Consider the following 5,098-nt stretch of genomic DNA (forward strand, 5'->3'; position numbering starts at 1 on the left):
AGATGGGATTCCAACCGCCGCCATTGCTTCTCGGTTAGATCAGTTCGGCTCATCTTCATAGCCCTCCCGATCTAATTTTCTCATTCTTCGCCTTCGCTCAGTCAGACAGACCCTAGCGCACTGCCCGCCAGCCTTGCGCATCGCGCCCGCACGGTACGAAAAGTTGTAGACAAGTCTGTCTAGACAGACTATTCTAGCTCTCAGGATATACCACCTGATGAGGACGCTCATGCCACGCAAGCCCGATGCTCCCAAGCCGACCCCGGCCGAACTCGAACTCCTGCAGGTGCTGTGGCCGATGGCCGCAGGCACCGCCAAGCAGGTGCACCGGGAAATGCAGAAGACCAAGCCCGAGGTCACCTACGCCACCGTATTGCGCCTGATGCAGATCATGCACGGCAAGGGCCTCTTGGCGCGCGACGAGAGCGAACGCTCGCATGTCTACGCCCCGGCCCATCCCCAGGACTCGGTCGAGACCCATCTGCTGAAGGACCTGATGCAGCGCGCCTTCGCCGGCTCGGCCAAGGCGCTGGTGCTGGCGGCACTGAAGACCGGCATCTCGAAGAAGGAACGGCAGGAAATCGAGGAACTGCTCAAGGAGGACAAGCCGGGAGACGGGAAATGAGCGCCGCCGGCGTCGTCGCCAGTATCGGCTGGACCCTGGTCCACTTCCTGTGGCAAGGTGCGCTGATCGGCTGCGCCACCGCGCTGCTGCTCATCGTGCTGAGGAATGCCCGGCCGCAGGCGCGCTACCTGGCCGCCTGCACCGGTCTGGCGATGTGCCTGGCCTGGCCCGCCCTCGGGCTCGCGCTGCGCCTGCCCGGCCACAGCGGCGCGCAGGAAGACGCGGTACTGCTGTTCGCCGCCGGGCTGGTCGCCGGTTCGCCGGCTGGCGCAGGCTGGGGCGCGCTGTTCGCCGGCCAGCTGATCCCGATCGTCGGCACCTGGGCCGTGTGTGCGCTGGCGCTGGCGCTGCGGCTGGTGGCCGGCCTGCTGTGGCTCGGCCGTGCCGCCGCCCACGAGCGCCAGGATCCGGCCTGGCAGGCGCGCCTCGACGGCCTGGCCGCGCAGTTCGGCATTGGGCGTGCGCTGCGCCTGCGCATCGTGCAAGGCCTCGGCAGCCCGGTCACGGCAGGCTGGTGGCGTCCGGTGGTCCTGGTACCGGCGGCCCTCGTTTCCGGCATGCCGGCGCCCTTGCTGGAGGCGCTGCTGGCCCACGAACTGGCGCACATCCGGCGCCACGATTACCTCGTCAACCTCGGCCAGAACGTGGTCGAGACACTGTTCTTCTACCACCCGGCGGTCTGGTGGATCTCGGGACGCATCCGCGTCGAACGGGAACGGATCGCCGACGATGTCGCGGCAAGGGTACTGGGCGAACCGCGGCGCCTGGCCCTGGCCCTTTCCGAACTGGAGAAACGCCAGTTCGCAACCCACCACCTGGCCCAGGCGGCCAACGGAGGAGATCTCATGTCACGCATCAAACGCTTGATTCGCCCTGATTCACCATCGATGAAGGAGGCATTGAACTGGAAGGCAGCCCTGCCCATCCTGGGATTGGCCATGGGGGCCGCAGCCTTCGTCCATGCCGCCCCGCCGGCAAGCGCCGCGGATCCCGACGTGGCGGCGGTTGCCGATTTCAGGAGCTGCCAGCGCCCCGAATATCCGGCCGAATCGCTGGCCCAGAAACACACCGGCACCGTCTCCCTCGCCTTCCTGGTGGCCACGGACGGCGCCGTGAAAGAAGCGAAAGTGACCCGCTCCTCGGGCCACCGTCCGCTCGACGAAGCGGCCCGCGAAGCACTGGCGAAATGCATGTTCAAGCCGGCGAGCGCCAAGGGCCAGCCGGTCGAGGCCTGGACCGCCGTGCAGTACGTCTGGACCCTGGGCTGAGCCTGGCCCGAGGCCGGGAGCAGCGGGGACGCCCGCCGCCCCGGTCGACGACGCAAAAATAACAGGCCCGCACCAGCGTGCGGGCCTGGGGGCCGAAGCGCGGGGCCGGCCTGCCGTCCCCGCGCCTGTTCGTTCAGACCGCCGAGACGTCCAGCTCGCAGCCCGTCGCCGCCAGCACCTGTTCGACGCCCACGCCCGGCGCCAGCTCCACCAGCTTCAGGCCGGTCTCCAGCACGTCGATGACGCCCAGGTCGGTGATGATGCGGTCCACCACGCCCACGCCGGTCAGCGGCAGGTCGCACTTCGGCAGGATCTTGTGCGAGGTCGAGCCGTCCTTGGCGGTGGCAACGTGTTCCATCACGACCACCACGCGCTTGACGCCGGCCACCAGGTCCATCGCGCCGCCCATGCCCTTCACCATCTTGCCCGGGATCATCCAGTTGGCCAGGTCGCCCCGTTCGGACACCTGCATCGCGCCCAGGATCGCCAGGTTGATCTTGCCGCCGCGGATCATGCCGAAGGAGTCGGCCGAGCTGAAGTAGGCGGCGCCCGGCAGCGCCGTCACGGTCTGCTTGCCGGCGTTGATCAGGTCGGCATCCACTTCGGCATCAAGCGGGAAGGGGCCGATCCCCAGCAGGCCGTTCTCCGACTGCAGGAACACCTCCATATCGTTTGGAACGTAGTTCGCCACCAGGGTCGGCAGGCCAATGCCCAGGTTCACATAGAAACCGTCCTGCAGTTCCTGCGCCGCGCGCGCGGCCATTTCATCACGAGTCCATGCCATGTTCTGTCTCCGGTGTGTTCTTAGTTGGCGCGCACGGTGCGCTGCTCGATGCGCTTTTCCGGCGTCGGGTTGTGGACGATGCGGTGCACGAAGATGCTCGGGGTGTGCACCTGGTCCGGATCGATCTCGCCGATCTCGACCAGTTCCTCGACTTCCACGACGCAGATCTTGCCGGCAGTGGCCACGTTCGGGTTGAAGTTGCGCGCCGTCTTGCGGAACAGGAGGTTGCCGGCCTTGTCGGCCTTCCATGCCTTCACCAGCGAGACGTCCGGCAGCAGCGCGCGCTCCATCACGTAGTGCTCGCCATCGAACTCGCGGGTTTCCTTGCCTTCGGCGACGATGGTGCCATAGCCGGTCTTGGTGAAGAAGGCCGGGATACCGGCGCCGCCGGCGCGCAGCTTCTCGGCCAGCGTGCCCTGCGGGGTGAACTCGAGTTCGAGTTCGCCGGCCAGGAACTGGCGCGCGAATTCCTTGTTCTCACCGACGTAGGACGAGATCATCTTCTTGATCTGGCGGGTTTCCAGCAGCTGGCCCAGGCCGAAACCGTCCACGCCCGCATTGTTCGAAATCGCCGTCAGGTTCTTGACGCCGGAATCGCGCAGCGCCGCGATCAGCGCCTCCGGAATGCCGCACAGGCCGAAGCCGCCTACGGCGATGGTCTGGCCATCTGCCACGATGCCGGCCAGGGCCGACTTCGCATCAGGATACACTTTGTTCATACCTGTTCCTTTTATCGGTTAAGCGAAACGCTCTTCTGTACTTCAGAGGTGATTCTCAGCATAAAATACGCTATACCAAATAACAATACCGTAGAAATACGGGTAAGCGCGTTCATGCACCGAGCAGTCGCCCCAGACCAGATGCACCAGGCAGAGCCGGCCGGCGCCATCGACTTCGAGATGATATTCCAGCATGCGCCGGTCGGCATGTGCGTCTCGTCGAACCGCATCATCCAGTCCGGCAACCGGGCGCTGGCAGCGATGTTCGGCTATGCCCAGGGGGAACTCAACGGCCGCTCGTTCAGCGTGCTGTACCCGACCATGGACGAATTCCTGCGTACCGGCGACCGCATCGTCCCGATCATGAACGCCCGCGGCCGCTATTCGGACGAGCGCATCATGCGCCGTGCCAATGGCGAACTGTTCTGGTGCCACGTGACCGGGCGCGCGCTCGACGCGGGCCAGCCGCTCGGCGCTGGCGTGTGGACCTTCGAGGACTTGAGCGAGCGGCGGCCGGTGTCGGCCGAACTGACCCCGCGCGAGCGGGAGATCGCCGCGCTGCTGGTGGACGGCAAGACCAGCAAGATCATCGCACGCGAAATGGACCTCAGCCCGCGCACGGTGGAAATGCACCGGGCCAGCCTGATGCGCAAGTTTTCCGCTGCGACCTCGTCCGAACTGGTCAACAAGCTGGTCGGCGCCCGCTGAACGCGGGCCTCAGTGCCGGAAACGACGCAGCACCACTGGCGCTGCGCTCAGGCGGCGAGGTCGACCAGGCGCGGCACCGGCACCGCCGCCAGGGGCTGTTCGCAGCAGAGCGCCCCTTCGACGCCCTCATGGACAAAGGAATAGTCGGCGCCACTGTCGCAGGCGAGCTTGACGCGCGCCTCGTGCAGGCACCACAGGCGGTAGAACAGGGCCGTTCGCGCGCTGCCGCCGCACGCGCGCAGCCGGGCAAGGTCGGCGCGCGGGAACACCTGCTCGGCCAGCGCGAGCAGGTCGCGCGCGGGATCGATACGCTCGACATCGAGGCCGACCCGGGTCACGGTACTGGCGGCGCAGGCGACCAGTGGTCCGCTATGCGAGATACTGAATCCGATGCGCGCATCGGGCGGATCGGCGAGCGCCGGAGCCTGGCCCGGCCGTTCCACCAGCACGACCCGGTCCGGCGCCATGCCGAGCAGCCGGCCCAGCGCCATGCGCAGCAAGGCCCTCCCCGCAAGAAACTGGCGCCGCCGTTCTTCCCGGACAAAGCGTGCATGGCGCTCCCGCTCGGACGCGCTGAGCCAGCGGGCATACTCCGCCAGGCGCGCGTCCGGGAGGCGCGCGATGTCCGCAAGCCACACGAGCGTGTCGGTCGCAGGCTCCACGGGCATCCTTGAGGTTTACTTGAATTTGACGAAATCGCCCTTGAGCGCGACGCCGGTCATCATTGCGCCGTCGTGGCACTCGAATTCGGTTTCGCTCGACATCTCGACGTTCTTGTAATTGCTCACGATGTTCACCACCGCGTCGGCACCGAGTTCCTTGGCGCGCGCCTGGGCCGGCGCAGTGGCGGCGAAGGATGCAGTTCTGCTGGTCGAAGTTAAGACTAGCAAAATGATCGTGCGCGTTACCGACCTCAGCCCGCGCCCGATCGAAGTGTACCGATCTGTCCTGATGCGCAAGTTCGCATCCTCGATTTCGTCCGAACTAGTGCATA

At 66.3% G+C, this 5,098-nt stretch carries 7 protein-coding genes; 3 read left to right on the top strand and 4 right to left on the bottom strand.

Going from position 1 to position 5,098, the window contains the following annotated elements:
- Window positions 1-229: 229 nt before the first annotated feature.
- The gene (locus LCI23_RS20310; RefSeq protein ID WP_224948257.1) at window positions 230-625 is read left to right on the top strand and encodes a BlaI/MecI/CopY family transcriptional regulator; all 396 of its coding nucleotides are present in this window, start codon (window positions 230-232) and stop codon (window positions 623-625) included.
- Window positions 622-1,893 carry a TonB family protein gene (locus LCI23_RS20315; RefSeq protein ID WP_224948258.1) on the top strand — a complete coding sequence of 424 codons (1,272 nt, stop codon included), beginning with the start codon at window positions 622-624 and terminating at the stop codon, window positions 1,891-1,893. The genes LCI23_RS20310 and LCI23_RS20315 overlap by 4 nt, the downstream gene beginning before the upstream one ends.
- 133 nt (window positions 1,894-2,026) lie before the next feature.
- Here the strand turns inward: LCI23_RS20315 and LCI23_RS20320 are convergent, their stop codons facing one another.
- Both LCI23_RS20320 and LCI23_RS20325 read right to left on the bottom strand, forming a co-directional pair.
- The gene (locus LCI23_RS20320) at window positions 2,027-2,677 is read right to left on the bottom strand and encodes a 3-oxoacid CoA-transferase subunit B (RefSeq protein ID WP_224948259.1); all 651 of its coding nucleotides are present in this window, start codon (window positions 2,675-2,677) and stop codon (window positions 2,027-2,029) included.
- 20 nt (window positions 2,678-2,697) lie between these two features.
- Window positions 2,698-3,396, bottom strand: a complete 699-nt coding sequence (locus LCI23_RS20325; protein WP_224948260.1) for a CoA transferase subunit A — start codon at window positions 3,394-3,396, stop codon at window positions 2,698-2,700.
- Window positions 3,397-3,510: 114 nt separating this feature from the next.
- Between LCI23_RS20325 and LCI23_RS20330 the strand changes: the two genes are divergently transcribed.
- Window positions 3,511-4,104 carry a LuxR C-terminal-related transcriptional regulator gene (locus tag LCI23_RS20330; protein WP_224948261.1) on the top strand — a complete coding sequence of 198 codons (594 nt, stop codon included), beginning with the start codon at window positions 3,511-3,513 and terminating at the stop codon, window positions 4,102-4,104.
- Window positions 4,105-4,151: 47 nt separating this feature from the next.
- On the opposite strand, the gene LCI23_RS20335 is transcribed toward LCI23_RS20330, so the two are convergent.
- Window positions 4,152-4,766: a 4'-phosphopantetheinyl transferase superfamily protein gene (locus LCI23_RS20335; RefSeq protein WP_224948262.1), complete on the bottom strand. Its 615-nt coding sequence runs from the start codon at window positions 4,764-4,766 to the stop codon at window positions 4,152-4,154.
- A 15-nt stretch (window positions 4,767-4,781) separates the two neighbouring features.
- Window positions 4,782-4,994: a hypothetical protein gene (locus tag LCI23_RS20340; RefSeq protein WP_374041196.1), complete on the bottom strand. Its 213-nt coding sequence runs from the start codon at window positions 4,992-4,994 to the stop codon at window positions 4,782-4,784.
- Window positions 4,995-5,098: the final 104 nt, after the last annotated feature.

Source organism: Massilia sp. MS-15, from assembly GCF_020176695.1.
Classification (GTDB): domain Bacteria; phylum Pseudomonadota; class Gammaproteobacteria; order Burkholderiales; family Burkholderiaceae_D; genus Telluria; species Telluria hydrophila.

Coding starts and splice junctions, on each gene's coding strand:
- LCI23_RS20310 (WP_224948257.1), top strand. CDS start 230: ATGCCACGCAAGCCCGATGCTCCCAAGCCGACCCCGGCCGAACTCGAA.
- LCI23_RS20315 (WP_224948258.1), top strand. CDS start 622: ATGAGCGCCGCCGGCGTCGTCGCCAGTATCGGCTGGACCCTGGTCCAC.
- LCI23_RS20320 (WP_224948259.1), bottom strand. CDS start 2,677: ATGGCATGGACTCGTGATGAAATGGCCGCGCGCGCGGCGCAGGAACTG.
- LCI23_RS20325 (WP_224948260.1), bottom strand. CDS start 3,396: ATGAACAAAGTGTATCCTGATGCGAAGTCGGCCCTGGCCGGCATCGTG.
- LCI23_RS20330 (WP_224948261.1), top strand. CDS start 3,511: ATGCACCGAGCAGTCGCCCCAGACCAGATGCACCAGGCAGAGCCGGCC.